Raw genomic sequence first — 16,973 nt, 5'->3', positions numbered from 1 at the left:
GGCCGTGGCGGCCAGGACCCCTCAGCCCGGCCGGGCCTCGCGTCCCCGGCCAGGGCCCCTCAACCAAGGCCGGGGTGCGTCTTGTCAGGCGTCGCGCTTGCTCGCCGAGAACAGCGCGATCGCCATCAGCGCCGCCGCCCACGCGGTGAAGTACAGCAGCGCGCCCCACGGACCGAAGGCCCAGTTGCTGCCGCCCGCCTCCGCACCGGCCAGGCCGAAGTCCTGGCCCTGGTTGAGGAACGAGCTGCCGTTCACGAACGGCGACCACTTGTTCAGGTCGTCGCCGACCTTCGGGATCAGCAGGAACAGGTTCTCGACCAGGAGCGGCCAGAGGATCAGGATCGCGATCGCGCCGGCGCTCTGCCGGATCAGGATGCCGATCGCCACCGCGATCACCGCGGAGATCGCGAAGATCAGGCCCTGGCCGGCCAGCAGCCGCCATTCGGCCGACGTGTTGATCGCCAGGTCGGCGTTGCCCGCGAACAGGCTGCCGATGGCCCAGGCGCCGAACGACGCGATCAGGCCGATCACACCGGCCAGGAACGCGACCACCGCGGTCTTGCCGAGCAGCAGCGCGGCGCGCTGCGGAACGGCCTGGAAGCTGGTCCGGATCGTGCTGAACCGGTACTCGGTGGTGACCGCCAGCGCGGCCATCACCATCATCACCATCTGGCTGAGCTGCGCGCCGGGCTGGGTGATGAAGATCGTCGCCTGCTGCTCGTCCTGCGCGTTCAGGAAGCCGGTGGTGAGCGCGGCGAACCCGACGGTGAGCACGGCGGCGATGACCATGCACCACCACGGCGAGCGGGTGGAGAAGAGCTTGATGCGCTCGACAGTGATCACCGACATGTCAGTTGTCCTCCTTCGGACCCGCGACCACCTCGGTGTTCGATGGCACGTCCATTGGTACGTCGGTCATCTGCGCGAGCTCGTCGTGCGCGTGGTACTGCACCGAGTCGCCGGTCATCTGCATGAACGCCTGCTCCAGCGAGCCGCGCTGCAGGGTCAGCTCGTGCAGCACGATCCCGTGCGCGGCGGCCGCCTCACCGATCTGGTCGGTGGTCAGGTCACCCTCGACGAACAGCACCTTGCCCTGCGCGTCGGTGTCCTCGATCCGGGTGGCGAGCTGCTGTTGCTGCAGGACGCCGGCCAGCTGGTCAAGCTGCGGGGTCCGCACCTTGACCGTCGTCCCGCTGGCGCGGTCGACGAACTCCTGGGTGGAGCTCTGCGCGATCAGCTTGCCGCGGCCGATGACGATCAGTTCCTCGGCGGTCAGCGCCATCTCGGACAGCAGGTGGCTGGACACCAGCACGGTCCGGCCCTCGGCGGCCAGCTTCTGCATGAACGTACGGACCCAGACGATGCCCTCGGGGTCGAGGCCGTTGACCGGCTCGTCGAACAGCAGCACCTCCGGGTCGCCGAGCAGGGCGCCGGCGATGCCGAGCCGCTGCGACATACCCAGCGAGTAGGCACCGGCGCGTTTGTTCGCGACCGAGCTCAGGCCGACCATGTCCAGCGCCTTGTCGACACTCGACTTCGGCAGCTTGTTGGACGCGGCCATCCAGGCCAGGTGCGCCCGGGCCGAGCGGTTCGGGTGCACCCACTTCGCGTCCAGCAGCGCGCCGACCTTGGTCAGCGGCTTGTGCAGGTCGCGGTAGCGCTGGCCGTCGATCGTGACCACGCCGGCCGTCGGGGTGTCCAGGCCGAGGATCATCCGCATGGTGGTCGACTTTCCGGCCCCGTTCGGACCGAGGAAGCCGGTCACCTTGCCGGGTTTCACCTCGAAAGACAGGTTGTCTACGGCAACGGTTGCGCCGTATCGCTTGGTGAGGCCTTTTGCCTCGATCATCGCCGTACTCCTCGTTCGGTGGCGCGCCAGTCAGTCGTCGGGCGGTAGTTTCGCATCTAGTATCGAGGTACCGCGGGGCCAGAGCATCGGACCCGGGGCTGACCCGGTGTGTCCGCCCGTGGGTTGATTCTGCCGCCCGGCGGGACCGGGCAGCCATCGGTTAAAGCCCTGACCACGACCCCGACGATCCCCTATCGGGCGCTCCGGCCGCATCAGCCGAAAGTCGACGGCCGGCGGTACTTCTGGATAACACGGCGCGAGGCGCCGAGGTTTATCGCGAAAATCGGGGGACCTCAGGCCAACGGAACGCCGTACAGCACGAGATTGTGGCTGTAGCGGTGCGCTGCGCGATCGTACGACCCGGTGCAGGTCACCAGCGCCAGGCGGGGCTTGGCGGCGCCCCGGAACAGGTCGGCGGGCAGGGCGTCCTGACGATAGGTGCGGCGGGCCACGATCTGGTACCAGTGCACGTCTCCGTCCCCGGATTTCACCGAGACCCTTGCGCCGATCGGCACCTTCGCCAGCGCGGCGAACACCCCGCGTCCGCCGGCGGAGTCCACGTGACCGGCCAGGAGCACGGTCCCACCGTCCGCGCCCGGCGCCGCGCCGGGCGCCCACCAGCCGACGTCGGCCGTCGACTTCGGCACCTGCAGCTGCCCGTCCCGGGCGGTCGCGACCGGCGTCACCGGCGCGTCCAGGTAGCCGGGCAGCGCCAATTGGACAGGCGGAATCGCAGCCTCGCGGTCCGTGACCGCCGCACCCGCCTCCGGCACCTGCCCGGAATCACCCGGTCCGCCGAACACCATCATCAGCGCGGTGACGACCGCGGCGGCCCCGAGCAGGCGTCGCCGTACCCGGACCTGCTTGCCGACCAGCAGAAGGAGTACGCCGATGCCCAGCAACGCCAGCGCGGTCCGCGAACGGGTCCGCTCCGCGGCGGCGACCTGGCCGCCGTCGCCGGTGGACACGATCGGCGAGCCGGTCTCGGTCTTGCACGAGCCCGACACCATGCGCAGGTGCATCTCGACGACCGGCTTGGCGCCGTTCGCGACCGCCCTGACGGTCTGGTCGGTGCCCTTCGCCAACTGCTCCTCGATCAGCTTCAGCAGCGCCTCGTGCTCCTGCCGCTGGAAGGCCAGCCAGGCGGCGTCGTACCCGGTCGTCCCGACCTTGGCCGTGAGGGCGTCGAGGCGCTCACGTTGCGCCAGCGAGGGGATCGTGACCAGGCCGACGCCGAGCTGGGTGGCGGCCTGGAGCTCCTGCGCGGCCAGCTTGCGGTGATCGCGTTCCATCACCGCGCCGGCGCGTCGTACGCAGGCCGTCCGGCCTTTGGTCTTGGCCTCCTGACCAGCCTGGACGATCGTCAGATTGGACTGATGGGCCGCGTTGAGGTACCCGACGTCAGTCTGCGTCGGGTCCGCGTTCGCCGGCTGCACGGCCACCAGCACGCCGGCCAGGACGAGCAGCAGGAACGCAGATATCCGGGCAGTCGCCTGCCAAGGAGGAGCCGAGACTCTGTCCTGCCGCCGGGGCACTCGTGACCTCCCTACGCTCGGACGCCCGCACTCGGGCGTCGTGCGTCGTACGACGACAGTAGATGGACGTCCTGTCCGGGTCCAGCCAACGGCGAGTCCGCCGGAGAACGCGGAACGGCCCGCCGGAAGACCGGCGGGCCGTCGCGCTGCTTGCCTGGATCAGGCGGCGGCGTTCACCTCGGCCGGGGTGTCGGCGATGACCGACTCCCGGCGCTTGGAGACGATCACGGCCGCGGCCAGGATCACCACCGCGGCGACGGCGATGCCGATCCGCAGCGGGGTGTTGGTGTCCTCGCCGATGGCCGACATGCCGACCACGGCCGGGGCGATCAGCACCGAGACCAGGTTCATCACCTTGATCAGCGGGTTGATGGCCGGACCGGCGGTGTCCTTGAACGGGTCGCCGACGGTGTCACCGATGACGGTGGCCTCGTGCGCGGGCGAACCCTTGCCGCCGTGGTTGCCGTCCTCGACCAGCTTCTTGGCGTTGTCCCAGGCACCACCGGAGTTGGCCAGGAAGACCGCCATCAGGGTGCCGGACGCGATCGCACCGGCCAGGTAGCCGGCCAGCGCCGAGGCGCCCAGGCCGAAGCCGACCGCGATCGGGGCGGTGATGGCGAGCAGACCCGGGGTGGCCAGCTCACGCAGCGAGTCGCGGGTGCAGATGTCCACGACCTTGCCGTACTCCGGCTTGCCGGTGCCCTCCATGATCCCGGGGATGTCGCGGAACTGGCGACGGACCTCGTAGACGACCGCACCGGCGGCCCGGCCGACAGCGTTGATCGCGAGACCGGAGAACATGAACACCACGGCCGCACCGATGATCAGGCCGACCAGCGTGGACGGGTCGAACACCAGCGCGTCGGCGTTGAACGCCGCGTCGCCCGCGTCGTTGAGGACCGCGTAGATCGAGTCCGTGTAGGAGCCGAACAGCGCGGTCGCCGCGAGCACGGCGGTCGCGATCGCGATCCCCTTGGTGATCGCCTTGGTGGTGTTGCCGACGGCGTCCAGCTCGGTCAGGATCTGGGCCGCCTCGCCGTCCACGTCACCGGACATCTCGGCGATGCCCTGGGCGTTGTCGGAGACCGGGCCGAAGGTGTCCATCGCGACGATGACGCCGACGGTGGTCAGCAGACCACAGCCGGCCAGCGCGATCGCGAACAGCGCGACGACGCCGGAGCCGCCGACCAGGAAGGCGCCGTACACGGCACCCGCGATCACCAGCGCGGTGTAGACGGCGGACTCGAAGCCGACCGAGATGCCGGACAGGATGACAGTCGCGGCACCGGTCAGCGAGGTCTTGCCGACGTCCTTGACCGGCTTGTCCTCGGTGCCAGTGAAGTAGCCGGTGAGCGCCAGGATGATGGCCGCCAGCACGATGCCGATGAGCACCGAGACGGTCGCGATCAGCCGCGGGTCGCCGTCGTGGGCGGCGATCGCCTCGGTCGCGCCGGTCAGGTCGCCGAAGTTGCTCGGCAGGTAGACGAAGGCGGCCACCGTGCACAGTACGGCGGAGATGATCGCGGACAGGTAGAACGCCCGGTTGATCGTGCGCAGACCGTTCTCGCCGGTGCGCGGGCGGGTCAGGAAGACGCCGATGACCGCGGTGACGGCGCCGATGGCCGGCACGATCAGCGGGAAGATCAGGCCCTGCTCACCGAAGGCGGCCTTGCCCAGGATCAGCGAGGCCACCAGCATCACGGCGTACGACTCGAACAGGTCGGCCGCCATACCGGCGCAGTCACCGACGTTGTCGCCCACGTTGTCCGCGATGGTGGCGGCGTTGCGCGGGTCGTCCTCGGGGATGTTCTGCTCGACCTTGCCGACCAGGTCGGCGCCGACATCGGCGGCCTTGGTGAAGATACCGCCGCCGACACGCATGAACATGGCGAGCATGGCGGCACCGAAACCGAAGCCCTCGAGCACGGTCGGGGCGTCACCCTTGAACAGCAGGACGACGACCGCGGCGCCGAGCAGGCCCAGACCCACGGTGGCCATACCGACGGTTCCACCGGTCCGGAACGCGACCCGCATGGCGGGGTCGCGGCCCTCGGCCCGGGCCGCCGCGGCCACCCGCACGTTGGCGCGCGTCGCGAGCCACATGCCGAGGTAGCCGATCAGGGCGGAGAAGCCCGCACCGACCAGGAAGAAGACGGACCGGAAGATCTTCAGCGTGGTCTCGTTGTCGCCGTCACTGTGCGCGGGCAGCAGGAACAGCAACAGGAACGCGACCACGGCGAAGATCGACAGGGTGCGGAACTGCCGGTTCAGGTACGCCGAGGCGCCTTCCTGGACCGCCGCGGCGATCGTCTTCATGTTCTCGGTGCCATCGTTCGCGGCAAGCACCTGGCCCCGGAAGACCATCGCAATGGCGACCGCGAGGACCGCGATCACTCCGACGACGATCACCAGTGTGGTGTTGCTCGACGAAAGATCCACCGCTTGTGCAAGCAGCGCGGACATCCGTCCTCCTTGTAGGCAACCCATCCGGGTCTGACGGCCCCCGTTTGCCGCAACCGAAGGGTTGGGGAAATACGACACAGCGCCATGGCTGGCGCGGTGGGTCACTCTAACGGGTATCCGACCAGACCTGACGAGTGGGTGGTCTACGCCATACCTTCGGTGTCAGGCAAGAGGCTCACTCTTCGTAGTACCGGGGATACCTTTTCGGTTCGCTCAGATCGCCGAGGCGACGTCCGGATGGATGTCGAAGACCTTCGTCAGGCCGGTGATCCGGAAGATCTTGAGCAGCCGTTCCTGGGTGCAGACCAGGGACAGGGATCCGTCGTGGGTGCGCACCCGTTTCAGTCCGCCGACGAGGACGCCGAGGCCGGTGGAGTCCAGGAACTCCACGCGTTCCAGGTCGATCACCAGGTGATGGACACCGTCGTCGACGAGCGCGGCGATCTTCTCGCGGAGCTTCGGTGCGGTGTAGACGTCGATCTCCCCCGCCACCTCGATGACGGTCCGCCCGCCCTCGGCGCGCGCGTTGAGCGACAGATCCACTTCGGCCTCCGATCCCGTGAACTGCTGCATTCAACCATGTACGGACCGTGAGTAGGGCCGTCTCCGAAAACTCTTTCATCTCGTTGCACCGGAAGTCGATGTCCCCTCCCAAAAAGCCGTGTGCATCCGCCGCGTGCAGGCGCCGCGTGCACCCGGACTGCTGCTGTCCGTGGCCGCGACTAGGCTCGCCGTATGCGTGCGGGTGGTGAGGCGGCGGCTGTGCTGAAGCGCCTTGCCGTCGGCCGGGACGACCGGCTGACCCACGTCGAGTCGGTGCCGTCGCGGCCCGGGCGGACGTGCGACTGGCCGCGTTGGGTGCCCGCCGAAGTGCTCGGCCAGCTCGCGGACGCCGGCATCACCGCGCCCTGGACCCACCAGGTCTCCACCGCCGAGGCGGCGTACGCCGGGAAGCACGTGGTGGTCGCGACCGGGACGGCCTCTGGCAAGTCGCTCGGGTACCTGCTGCCCGCCTTCGCCACGTTGAGCATCGCGCAGGCCGCGTCCCCCCATCGCCGGACGGCGTCTGTTCTGTACTTGTCGCCGACCAAGGCGCTGGCGCACGACCAGCTCCGCGCGGTCTCGTCGTACACCGTGCCCGGTCTGCGGGCGACCACGCTGGACGGCGACTCCGAGCGCACCGAACGCGATTGGGCCCGCGACCACGCGACGTACGTCCTCAGCAACCCCGACATGCTGCACCGGTCCGTCCTGCCGAACCACCAGCGCTGGGCGCGCTTCCTCGGCTGCCTGCAGTACGTCGTGGTCGACGAGTGTCACCACTATCGCGGGGTCTTCGGCGCGCATGTGGCCGGCGTACTGCGACGCCTCCGCCGGATCTGTGCGCAGTACGGCGCTCATCCGATCTTCGTCTGCGCCTCGGCGACGGTGGCCGAGCCGGCCGTGTCGGGTGAGCGGCTGACCGGCCTGCCGATGGTGGAGGTCGTGGACGACGGGTCCCCGCGGGGTGGCATCTCGTTCGGTCTGTGGGAGCCGCCGATGACCTCGCTGCGCGGCGAGAACGGTGCTCCGGTACGCCGTTCCGCCACGGCCGAGGTGGCCGACCTGCTGACCGACCTCGTGGTGACCGGCGTCCGGACGGTGGCGTTCGTCCGGTCGAGGCGTGGGGCCGAGACGGTCGCGATGACCGCACGGGAGAACCTGACCGAGGTGGATCCAGGGCTGGCCGACCAGGTGTCGGCGTACCGGGCCGGCTACCTGCCGGAGGAGCGCCGACGCCTCGAGGGCATGCTGCAGAGCGGTGAGCTGACCGGCGTCGCGGCAACCAACGCACTGGAGCTCGGCATCGACATCGCTGGTCTCGACGCCGTACTGCTGTCCGGCTGGCCGGGGACGCGCGCATCGCTGTGGCAGCAGGCCGGACGGGCCGGCCGCGCCGGTGGTGACGCGCTGGCCCTGCTGGTCGCCCGAGACGATCCACTCGACACCTACCTGGTGCGCCATCCGGCGGCGATCTTCGGACGTCCGGTCGAGGCAACGGTGTTCAACCCGGAGAACCCGTACGTCCTCGGCCCGCAGCTGTGCGCCGCCGCCCAGGAGCTGCCGCTGACCGAGGCGGACTACGAGGTCTTCGGCGGGACGACGCCGGCCGTCATCGCCCAACTGGTCCGGCAGGGCCTGCTGCGGGAGCGGCCGCACGGCTGGTTCTGGACACGGCGGGAGCGGGCCGTGGACGCGATCGACATCCGCTCGGCCGGCGGCAAGACGGTGCAGATCGTCGAGGACCGGACCGGCCGGCTGCTCGGCACGGTCGACGGCGGCTCGGCCCATTCCTCGGTCCACGAAGGCGCCGTCTACGTGCACGCCGGCGAGTCGTACCTGGTCAAGACCCTCGACCTCGACGAGTACGCCGCCGTCGTGGAGCCGGCCGCCCCCGACTACACCACCTTCGCCCGGGACGTGACCGAGATCGGCATCCTGGCCACCGAGGAGAGCTGCTCCTGGGGTACGGCGGAGCTGTCGCGCGGGTGGGTCCAGGTGACGAGTCAGGTGATCTCGTTCCAGCGCAAGCTGATCGCGACCGGCGACGTACTCGACGAGCAGCCGCTCGACCTGCCCGAGCGGACCCTCCGGACCAAGGCGGTCTGGTGGACGGTGCCCGACTCGTGCGTGGCCGAGCTCGGGCTGGCCGACGTACCCGGTGCGGCGCACGCGGCCGAGCACGCGTCGATCGGACTGCTCCCGCTGTTCGCCACCTGCGACCGCTGGGACATCGGCGGCGTCTCCACCGCGCGGCACGCCGACACCGACTGCCTGACCGTCTTCGTGTACGACGGCCACCCGGGCGGCGCCGGGTTCGCGGAGCACGGCTACGCCGCGGCCCGCGAGTGGTTGACCGCGACACGTGAGGCGATTGCACACTGTGAGTGCACGGACGGATGCCCGTCCTGCGTACAGTCACCGAAATGTGGGAACCAGAACAACCCACTCGACAAGAGCGGCGCGGTCGCGCTGCTCACCGCATTGCTCAGCAGTGAGGCCTGAACCGCCAGCCGCGGCTGGCAGAGAGGCAGCCCGTGATGGCCGTTCTCGGAATCGTCCTCATCATTCTCGCCGTCCTGTTCGGCCTCGGGGTCGTCACGACCTCGAGCCTGTCGACCACGATGCAGGTCTTCGGCGTCGACTTCGGCATGTCGGTCGCGACCGTGTTCGTCCTCGGCGTGCTGGCCGGCGCGACACTGATCGTCGGCCTGTGGCTGATGAAGAAGGGACTCGGCCGCGGCTACCGCCGCCGCAAGGAGATGCGCGAACTCCGCGCCCAGGCCGCGACCCCCGAGCCAACGCCGGCGACCGAGCCCACGTCGGCCACCGAGTCCGGGACTCCCGAGGTCACCTCGACGACGGGTGTCACCGAGAGTGATGTGGATCGCGACACTACCCGCGAGCTGACCACCGACCGCGACCGGACGACGGCCGACGACCGGCTCGCGACCGAGCGGCACACCGCCGACGGGTCCACCGACACCCGGCAGCCGCACTGACCGACTCTGTTGCCAATGGCATCCACTGCTTCGGGCTGATATCGTCAGATTGCCGTCGGGTCTCGGAAGGCGCACAGCCACCGCTCGGCCGCCCTGCAGCCGGATTTCGGGGCCCTGCGCAACGACTTTCCGCTGGCAGTTAGTTGCCATTGGCATCAAGTTCCCGCAGTCGACCGTAACCACCTGACGACCTCCTGTGCCTTACTGGTTGTGGCGTCAACGTCGCGTTGAGTCACCACCGGCCTTCCGGGCCAGACCGCCTCCTCACGGGGGACCGACCCGCAGCTCGCCCTTCGCGCAAGGGGTGCCGCCGCGGTGCCGGGGCCGGGCGGACTCGCGCGATCGGGGTCCCGACGACCTGACGCGAGCTGCGATGGCACGACCTGTGGAGGTTGTCTTGATCATCCGTAAGCTGTTGAGCCGTAGCGGCGTGGCGGTTCTCGCCGTCAGCGTCGCGCTGGCCACCGCCGTACCGGCGCAGGCCGCGAACCCGGAGCCGGCCCGATCGGCACCTCCGGGCGTCGAGGTCGGCGTGGCCAAGCACATCGCCACCCGTTCGGACACGCGGTACTGCCTCACCTTCGTCGCGGCCGCCAAGGTCCCGATGGCGGTCATGATGGCGTGCGCGCCGGGCAAGGAGGGCAAGACCCAGGAGTGGATCTACACCGAGTCCGGCCAGTTGCAGGTCGCCATGAGCAAGAGCGTCGGTGGCGCCCTTGCCTCGACCGGCGCCTGCCTGGACAGCGGTGCGGACCTGGCGAAGGTCCCGGCCGGCGCACCGCTGCTGGTGCTGCCCTGCCGTGACGGCGACGGCCAGAAGTGGAACTACGACGAGAGCGCGGGCACGTTCGTGAACGCCGCCAGCGGTCTCGCCCTGACGTCCCTGCTCGGCAAGGGGAAGGCCAAGCAGGCACAACCGACCGGCAGCATGTCCGCGTCGGGCTCACCGGTCCAGGGCTGGAGCGCACTGCCACTCCCGGGTCTGGACATCCTGGGTGCGGTGCTGGCACTCGTGAACGCGCTGCTGGCTTCCCTGGGCCTGGCCCTGCCGCTGCCGATCGCGAACGCCGCATCCAGTCTGCTCGAGCTGGTCCGGCCGAAGACGCCGATCCCGGCACAGATGACGGTGCTGCCGAAGCAGATGATGCAGCTGGCCCAGCGCTGATCCACTCGAGCCACCCAGAGGACAGCCGGCCCCGACGATGTCGGGGCCGGCTGTTTGTTTCTCGCTCCTTCGGATCGACACGTACTTCAGTTGTGGTCTGGTGATGATTCGGTCCGGAACCGGTGCTCGGGTTTCGGCCGGTGGATCCCCGCTGCTTGCGCGTCAGCGGGAGCCTCGGGCCATGGCGCTGTCACTGCCACCGTCGCTGTCACCGTCCGCCCGTCTCGTCTGCGTCCGTCACCAGTCGGCCGGGCCTGTCACCACCAGCAGTGATGGTGGCAGTGCCAGAGCAGGTCGTCGAGAAGGCAGGCCAGTCCGTGCAACAGCATGTCTTTCACCTCCGATCCACTGATCCGATCGGCAAGGACGCTACAGGTTGTTGTCACGTTCTGTATCTAGTCAGCTACTTGTTGCCATGAAACCTTGAGGACTCTTTAACCCATCCGCAACGCATCGCGCCCGGTCCCGATTTGACGCCGGCACGGCATCCCCGATAACCGGCAGGTCACCCGCCGTACGCGGCACCGAACCGTTGCCGACGGCATCCGGGTAACGGTTGACAACGTTTTCTGGAGGGTTGGGCAAAAGTCTTCACATAGTCGTCCGTGGGTGCCAGTGTTTGACCGGCACTTCGCTGCACCGAACCTCGCAAGGAGACCCCTGATGCGATCACTGAGGCTGTACTCCTCGGCCGTCCTGGGCGCCGCGGCGCTCGCCCTGCTCACCGGCTGCCTCGGCTCGTCCGACACCGGCGGCGGAGACCAGGACGCGAACCGCAACGCCGACGCCAAGAAGGTCGAGCTGACCATCGGGTCGAACTCGGTCAAGGGCGGCAAGAACAGCGCCGGCGCGGCGTTCACGCAGGACGTGCTGATCCCGAAGTTCGTCGCCGAGCAGAAGGGCAAGGGCGTCGACGTCACGGTCACGTACCAGGGCGACGGCTCCGACGACGAGGTCTACAAGCAGAAGCTGTCGCTCGACCTGTCGAACAAGGCCGGACCGGACCTGTTCAACGTCGACGGCATCTGGGTCGGCGAGTTCGCCCAGGCCGGCTACATCAAGCCGCTCACCGACACCGTCGGCGACGCCGCCAAGGTCGACGACTGGGACGGCTGGAAGCAGATCCCCGAGTCCGTGCAGCAGCTCGGCAGCTTCGAGGACAAGCGGTACGGCGTTCCCGGCGGCACCGACGGCCGGGTGCTCTATTTCAACAAGAAGCTGTTCCAGCAGGCCGGGCTGCCCGCCGACTGGCAGCCGACGTCGTGGGACGAGATCATCGCGGCCGGCCAGGCGCTGAAGAAGCTCCCCGGGGTCACCCCGATCCAGATCAACGCCGGTACGGCGATGGGCGAGGCGACCACGATGCAGGGCGTGCTGCCGCTGCTGGTGGGCACCGGCGCGACCGTCAACACCGACGGCAAGTGGCTGGGCGACACCCCGAAGCTGCGCCAGGTGCTCGACTTCTACCGCACGATCTACACCACCGGTCTCGGTGACCCGGTGCTGCAGCGCGAGGCCAAGGGCCGGGACAAGTCCTTCGCCCAGTTCGCCGCGAACAAGATCGGCATCCTGCTCGAGGGCGACTACTTCTGGCGCAGCGTGGTCGAGCCGAAGGAGGGCGTGGCCAAGATGGCCGACCGCGACGCCGCCGTCGGCTACGCGCTCATCCCGGCCGCCCGGCCGGGCGGCGGCGTCGACGGCCAGGACTTCGTCTCGATGTCCGGCGGCGGCGCGACCGTGATCAACCCGAACACCGAGTTCCCGCAGCAGGCGTGGGAGCTGCTGCAGTTCATGAACTCCGCCGAGATGGTGAAGGCGTCCCTGGACGGCGCGGCGAAGATCACCCAGCGGTCCGACGTCAACTCCGAGGTGCTGGCCGGCGACCCGATGCTGAACTTCGTCGCCACCAAGGTCCTGCCGGTCACGCAGTACCGGCCCGGACTGGCGGAGTACCCGAAGATCTCGGCCGCGCTGCAGCAGGCGACCGCCGACGTGGTCGGCGGCAAGACCACCGAGCAGGCGGCGACGGCATACCAGAAGGCGGTCGAGGCGGCCGCCGGCGGCAAGGACAAGGTCGCCGGCAACTGATGACGTCTGCTTCCGCACCTGTGCCGGTCGAACCGGTCCAGGATCGCAGTCCGGCCGGGGCTGGAGGCTCGGCCGGACCGGGAGGCTCGGCCGGACCTTCCGGTCGGCGGTCGCAGCGGCGCGGTCCGGCGGTCGACGTCGCGGGGCTCGGCGTCGGCCGGGCCCTCGGCTTCGTCGCCCCGGCCCTGCTGCTGATCGGCGCGTTCCTGGTCTTCCCGGCGATCTGGACGATCTACATCGGCATCACCAACTACCGCCTGACCGGCGTCGAGGCGGTGTCGCCGTCGATCGTCGGCCTGTCCAACTACACCCAGGCGCTGAACGACGCGCTGTTCCACAACGCGCTGTGGCTGACGCTGCTGTTCGTCCTCGGCTCCGCGATCATCGGCCAGAACGTCCTCGGCTTCACCTTGGCCTGGGTGATGCGGCGTGCGCGTCCCGCCGTACGCCGTACCGTCGAGGCCTTCGTGCTGCTGGCCTGGATCCTGCCGTCGACCGTGGTCGCGTACCTGTGGGTCGCCTTCTTCGACCGCGACGGCGGCACCCTCAACGGCCTCCTCGGTACGCCGGGGACCGCGTGGCTGATCGACTATCCGATGGCCTGTCTGGTGGTCTTCAACACCTGGCGCGGTACGGCGTTCTCGATGATGCTCTACTCGTCCGCACTGCAGGCCGTCCCGCCGTCACAGCTGGAGTCGGCCCGGATGGTCGGCGCATCCGGCTGGCAGACGCTGCGCGACGTGGTGTTCCCGCACATCCGCGGCCACGTGCTCACGAACACGTTGCTGATCTCGCTGTGGACGGCGAACGACTTCTCGCCGTTCCTGCTCACCAAGGGCGGGCCGAACCACGAGTCCGAGACCGTGCCGGTCTACATCTACAACGTCGCCCTGCAGGGCGGTGAGCTCGGCTACTCGTCGGCGATCTCGTTCCTGCTGCTGATCGCGAACCTGCTGGTCTCGCTGATCTACCTGCGGCTGCTCCGGAGGCGCTCATGACGACCTTCGTGGTACGCCGGATCGGCTTCTACGTCCTGATCTGCGCGATCACGCTGTTCTTCGCCGTCCCCATGCTGTGGATCGCGTCGGCGCCGTTCGACGCCTCCCCCGGTCTCGGCCTGCACTGGCCGGACTGGACGCTCGCGAACGTGCGCAAGACGCTCGACCACCCGTACGCGATGCGCTCGATGGTGAACTCGCTCGTCATCTGCGTGACCACGGCGGTGGCGGTGACCGCGTTCGCCGCGCTGGCGTCGTACGCGCTGTCGCGGGTCCGCGTCCCGGGCCGGGACGCCTTGCTGTACGGACTGTTGCTGCTGTCGTCGGTCGTCACCGGGACCGCGGCGATGGTGCCGATCTTCGTGATGATGTTCCAGCTCGGGCTGATCGACTCCCGGTTCGGGGTCGCGCTGGTGATGACCAGCGGGCTGTTGCCGGCGGCAATCTTCATCCTGAAGGACTTCGTCGACGCGGTGCCGAAGTCGTACGAGGAGTCGGCGCGGGTCTTCGGCGCGTCCACGGGCCAGATCCTGCGCGACGTCGTACTCCCGGTCGCGCGGCCCGGCCTCGCCACCATCATGGTCTGGGCGTTCGTCAACTCCTGGGGCAACTTCCTGGTGCCCTTCCTGCTCATCCGGTCGATCGAGTTGCAGCCCGGTGCGGTGCTCATGCAGACCCTCACCGACGAGGGCGGCAGCGTGAACCTGCAGGTGCTGCCGGTGTTCTCGCTGCTGTTCTCGATCCCGGTCGTCGTGCTGTACCTGCTGGTGAACTCGCGGTACGGGTTCCGCTTCCATGGAGGGATCAAGAGCTGATGGCCGGCATCGACATCGAGGGCCTCGCGACCGTCTACCCGAACGGCGTCCGCGCCGTCGACGGGCTGGACCTGCACGTGGAGGACGGCGAGTTCTTCGCCCTGCTCGGCCCGTCCGGGTGCGGCAAGACCACCCTGCTGCGGACGATCGCCGGCCTCGAACAGGCCACCGAGGGCACCGTCCGCATCGACGCCACCGACGTGACCAGGACCGAGCCGGGCAAGCGCGGCGTGGCGATGGTCTTCCAGGACTACGCGTTGTTCCCGCACATGAACGTGTCCGAGAACATCACCTACCCGTTGAAGGTACGGCGGGTTGCCGCCTCGACCCGTACGGCGACAGCGGAACGGACCGCTGGTGAGCTGTCGTTGCAGGGACTCCTGGAACGCAAGCCGGGCCAACTGTCCGGCGGTCAGCAGCAGCGGGTCGCGCTGGCGCGGGCGATCGCATCGCAGGGCAAGGTGCTGCTGCTGGACGAGCCGTTGTCCAACCTGGACGCTCGACTGCGGCTGGAGGCGCGGACGTTCCTGAAGAAGCTGCAGCGGGACTTGGGCATCACCACGGTCTTCGTCACGCACGACCAGGCCGAGGCGCTGGCCCTGGCCGACCGGATCGCGGTGATGGAGTCCGGCAGACTTCGGCAGCTCGGCAGTCCTCGGGAGGTCTTCGCCCGGCCTGCCAACACGTTCGTCGCGAACTTCATCGGTTCCACGCCGATGAACCTCCTGCCAGGCACGGTCGCCTCGACCGCGGGTGGCGTCGCGTCGGCTGCGGGTGGCTCGCCTGCCGTCGGATCCAATGGTTCGTCACCTGGTCCTGTGGGCAGTGTGTCGATCGCCGGTGGTTCGTTGCCAGCCACAACTGGCTCGGCTCCTGTGGGTGCTGAGGTGATGGTCGGCATCCGGCCCGAGTACCTGACGCTGGCGACCGGCGACGTCACCGGACCAACCCTCCGCGGCCAGGTCGTGGTGGCGGAGAACCTCGGCACCCAGTCGCTGGTCAGCGTCGACTGCGACGGCACGTTGATCGGCGTGACCGTGCCGGAGGAGCAGGAGCCGGAGCCGGGCACCACCGTCGTACTCACGGCACCGGCCGCACGCGTGCTCTTGTACGACCGCGAGTCCGGCGAACTGCTCGCCCGGCAGCCCGCCACGGTCGCCTGATGGCAGTCACGACGTACCGCCGTCACTGGACCCTCGACGACCGAGCCGAGTCGGTCTGGCACTCACTCCCCGTCGACATCCCGGTGGACTGCCCTGGTCTGCTGGTCACCCTGACCGTCGCCGACGTCGAGGGGGCGGTCATCGATATCGGCTGCGAGGGCGCCGGTGGGTGGCGCGGGTGGTCCGGCGGCGCGCGTCGTACGTTCGCCATCACACCGACCGCGGCAACCCCCGGCTACGTGCCCGGCGAACTCGAGCCGGGCACGTGGTTCGTTGTCATCGGCCTGCATCGCCTCCCGGTATCGGGCGTCGAGCTCATCGTCGAGGCGGTCACTGGTCCGGTCTCGGTCGTGCCTGGTCTGACCGAGTACGTCGACGCCGGCGCTGCGATCGCCGTACCACCTCGGCCACCGCGTCGTACTCTGCCCGCCCCGCCTGGTCTGAAGTGGATCGCCGGGGATTTCCACGCGCACTCCCTCCACTCCGACGGGTCCACACCGGTCGCCAATCTCGCGGCCCTCGGCGTCGCGGCCGGCCTGGACGTGCTGGCCGTGACCGATCACAACACCGTCGCGCATCACGCCGAGCTGCCGTCGATCGGGAAGACCTTCGGCATCGGGCTCATCCCCGGCCAGGAGGTCACGACCGACTCCGGCCACGCGAACGCGTTCGGCGACATCGGCGTGATCGACTTCCGCCGTCCGGCCGCGACCTGGGTCACCGAGGTCGCCGGCCGCGGCGGACTGCTCTCGATCAACCACCCACTCGGCGGCGACTGCTCCTGGCGTCACCCACTCCCCGAACACCCACCACTCGCCGAGGTCTGGCACTCCACCTGGCTCGACCAGCGCTGGGGCGGTCCCATCGCCTGGTGGCAAGCCTGGGGCATGACCAGTACGACGCCCATCGGCGGAAGCGACTGGCACAACCCGTCATCACTCACCCCGCCCGGCACCCCCACTACCTGGCTGGCGGTCGACGCCGACGCCGAAGGCCCCGACGAACTCACCGCCGCCGCCCTGCAAGCCCTAGCCGCCGGCCGCACCGCCATCTCGGCCTCCTACACAGCCCCCGTCCTCGTCCGCACCGGCGAACACCTGGTAGCCCTCGGCGCCCCCAACACCCTCGTCCTCACCCCAGACGGCACCCGCCACCGCATCACCTCCCCCCACCACCCCATCCCCGCCACGCCCGGCCCCCACCTCCTCCTAACCCACACCAACCAATTCCTATCCCTCTGCACCTAACGCCCCGCCGCGGGCAGCCCCGGGCGGAGCGGCAGTCAGCTAAGTCGGCGACGTGCGGGCAATGTCACGCCTCGGTCAGACAGCCACGCACCACGTGTCACGAAGTGC

At 69.2% G+C, this 16,973-nt stretch carries 13 protein-coding genes; 8 read left to right on the top strand and 5 right to left on the bottom strand.

The window, feature by feature from the left end; all coding sequences use genetic code 11:
- Positions 1–84: 84 nt before the first annotated feature.
- The 5 genes from ACQPYZ_RS03025 to ACQPYZ_RS03005 form a co-directional block, all read right to left on the bottom strand.
- Positions 85–849, bottom strand: coding sequence for an ABC transporter permease (locus ACQPYZ_RS03025; RefSeq protein WP_433164963.1), 765 nt, complete (start codon positions 847–849; stop codon positions 85–87).
- Between the two features lies 1 nt (position 850).
- Positions 851–1,849: an ABC transporter ATP-binding protein gene (locus ACQPYZ_RS03020; RefSeq protein WP_433164961.1), complete on the bottom strand. Its 999-nt coding sequence runs from the start codon at positions 1,847–1,849 to the stop codon at positions 851–853.
- A gap of 293 nt (positions 1,850–2,142) precedes the next feature.
- Complete coding sequence (locus ACQPYZ_RS03015) at positions 2,143–3,384, bottom strand: DUF4142 domain-containing protein (RefSeq protein WP_433164960.1); 1,242 nt, start codon at positions 3,382–3,384, stop codon at positions 2,143–2,145.
- Between the two features lie 159 nt (positions 3,385–3,543).
- Entirely contained in the window at positions 3,544–5,847 is a 2,304-nt protein-coding gene (locus tag ACQPYZ_RS03010) for a sodium-translocating pyrophosphatase (protein ID WP_433164958.1), read from the bottom strand.
- A 213-nt stretch (positions 5,848–6,060) separates the two neighbouring features.
- Positions 6,061–6,420 (bottom strand): STAS domain-containing protein, encoded by a 360-nt coding sequence (locus ACQPYZ_RS03005; protein WP_433164956.1) that lies wholly within the window; start codon positions 6,418–6,420, stop codon positions 6,061–6,063.
- A 162-nt stretch (positions 6,421–6,582) separates the two neighbouring features.
- Here ACQPYZ_RS03005 and ACQPYZ_RS03000 point away from each other — a divergent pair, with 162 nt between their 5' ends.
- The 8 genes from ACQPYZ_RS03000 to ACQPYZ_RS02965 all read left to right on the top strand — a co-directional run bounded on the left by ACQPYZ_RS03000 (position 6,583) and on the right by ACQPYZ_RS02965 (position 16,865).
- A complete protein-coding gene (locus tag ACQPYZ_RS03000) occupies positions 6,583–8,892 on the top strand; it encodes a DEAD/DEAH box helicase (RefSeq protein WP_433164954.1) in 2,310 nt (769 codons plus the stop codon).
- A gap of 35 nt (positions 8,893–8,927) precedes the next feature.
- Positions 8,928–9,389, top strand: coding sequence for a hypothetical protein (locus ACQPYZ_RS02995; RefSeq protein WP_433164952.1), 462 nt, complete (start codon positions 8,928–8,930; stop codon positions 9,387–9,389).
- A gap of 397 nt (positions 9,390–9,786) precedes the next feature.
- On the top strand, positions 9,787–10,554 hold the full coding sequence (locus ACQPYZ_RS02990) for a hypothetical protein (RefSeq protein ID WP_433164950.1): 768 nt from the start codon (positions 9,787–9,789) through the stop codon (positions 10,552–10,554).
- Between the two features lie 663 nt (positions 10,555–11,217).
- The gene (locus ACQPYZ_RS02985) at positions 11,218–12,642 is read left to right on the top strand and encodes an extracellular solute-binding protein (protein WP_433164948.1); all 1,425 of its coding nucleotides are present in this window, start codon (positions 11,218–11,220) and stop codon (positions 12,640–12,642) included.
- Positions 12,642–13,640, top strand: coding sequence for a carbohydrate ABC transporter permease (locus ACQPYZ_RS02980; RefSeq protein WP_433164947.1), 999 nt, complete (start codon positions 12,642–12,644; stop codon positions 13,638–13,640). Before ACQPYZ_RS02985 ends, ACQPYZ_RS02980 begins: the two co-directional genes overlap by 1 nt.
- Complete coding sequence (locus ACQPYZ_RS02975; RefSeq protein ID WP_433164945.1) at positions 13,637–14,455, top strand: carbohydrate ABC transporter permease; 819 nt, start codon at positions 13,637–13,639, stop codon at positions 14,453–14,455. The genes ACQPYZ_RS02980 and ACQPYZ_RS02975 overlap by 4 nt, the downstream gene beginning before the upstream one ends.
- Positions 14,455–15,618, top strand: coding sequence for an ABC transporter ATP-binding protein (locus tag ACQPYZ_RS02970; protein WP_433164943.1), 1,164 nt, complete (start codon positions 14,455–14,457; stop codon positions 15,616–15,618). Before ACQPYZ_RS02975 ends, ACQPYZ_RS02970 begins: the two co-directional genes overlap by 1 nt.
- Complete coding sequence (locus ACQPYZ_RS02965; RefSeq protein ID WP_433164941.1) at positions 15,618–16,865, top strand: CehA/McbA family metallohydrolase; 1,248 nt, start codon at positions 15,618–15,620, stop codon at positions 16,863–16,865. The genes ACQPYZ_RS02970 and ACQPYZ_RS02965 overlap by 1 nt, the downstream gene beginning before the upstream one ends.
- Positions 16,866–16,973: the final 108 nt, after the last annotated feature.

The organism is Kribbella sp. CA-247076 (assembly GCF_050942445.1).
In the GTDB taxonomy this organism is placed as follows: Bacteria; Actinomycetota; Actinomycetes; order Propionibacteriales; family Kribbellaceae; genus Kribbella.
This window is presented reverse-complemented; position numbering and strand designations above follow the sequence as displayed.

Excerpts from the sequence above, each read along its gene's own strand:
- ACQPYZ_RS02970 (WP_433164943.1), top strand. The coding sequence starts at position 14,455 with ATGGCCGGCATCGACATCGAGGGCCTCGCGACCGTCTACCCGAACGGC.
- ACQPYZ_RS03010 (WP_433164958.1), bottom strand. The coding sequence starts at position 5,847 with ATGTCCGCGCTGCTTGCACAAGCGGTGGATCTTTCGTCGAGCAACACC.
- ACQPYZ_RS02995 (WP_433164952.1), top strand. The coding sequence starts at position 8,928 with ATGGCCGTTCTCGGAATCGTCCTCATCATTCTCGCCGTCCTGTTCGGC.
- ACQPYZ_RS02985 (WP_433164948.1), top strand. The coding sequence starts at position 11,218 with ATGCGATCACTGAGGCTGTACTCCTCGGCCGTCCTGGGCGCCGCGGCG.
- ACQPYZ_RS03000 (WP_433164954.1), top strand. The coding sequence starts at position 6,583 with ATGCGTGCGGGTGGTGAGGCGGCGGCTGTGCTGAAGCGCCTTGCCGTC.
- ACQPYZ_RS02975 (WP_433164945.1), top strand. The coding sequence starts at position 13,637 with ATGACGACCTTCGTGGTACGCCGGATCGGCTTCTACGTCCTGATCTGC.
- ACQPYZ_RS03005 (WP_433164956.1), bottom strand. The coding sequence starts at position 6,420 with ATGCAGCAGTTCACGGGATCGGAGGCCGAAGTGGATCTGTCGCTCAAC.
- ACQPYZ_RS02965 (WP_433164941.1), top strand. The coding sequence starts at position 15,618 with ATGGCAGTCACGACGTACCGCCGTCACTGGACCCTCGACGACCGAGCC.
- ACQPYZ_RS03020 (WP_433164961.1), bottom strand. The coding sequence starts at position 1,849 with ATGATCGAGGCAAAAGGCCTCACCAAGCGATACGGCGCAACCGTTGCC.
- ACQPYZ_RS02980 (WP_433164947.1), top strand. The coding sequence starts at position 12,642 with ATGACGTCTGCTTCCGCACCTGTGCCGGTCGAACCGGTCCAGGATCGC.
- ACQPYZ_RS03025 (WP_433164963.1), bottom strand. The coding sequence starts at position 849 with ATGTCGGTGATCACTGTCGAGCGCATCAAGCTCTTCTCCACCCGCTCG.